Here is a 267-nt window from a genome sequence, read left to right on the forward strand (position 1 = left end):
GATTATTACTGCTGACCAATGACGGTATTTTACAGGCTAAATTGACTCAACCTGATTCAAAATCCCCAAAGACCTATTGGGTACAAGTAGAAGGCGCACCATCAGAGCAAGATCTGGATAAGCTGCGCAATGGTGTAGAGCTAAAAGACGGCATGACCCTACCCGCACAGGTAGAAATCATGCCAGAGCCTGAGGTATGGGATAGAAACCCTCCAGTGCGCTTCCGCGCGGCCATTCCAACCACTTGGCTTGCGATTACCATTATAG

General features: G+C 48.3%; 1 pseudogene. It reads left to right on the plus strand.

Going from position 1 to position 267, the window contains the following annotated elements:
- Positions 1 to 267, plus strand: a pseudogene (locus AB4585_RS26600) (23S rRNA pseudouridylate synthase); the annotation flags it as partial.

Origin of the sequence: Vibrio sp. 10N.222.49.C9 (assembly GCF_041474985.1) — a bacterium.
Lineage (GTDB): Bacteria > Pseudomonadota > Gammaproteobacteria > Enterobacterales > Vibrionaceae > Vibrio > Vibrio crassostreae_C.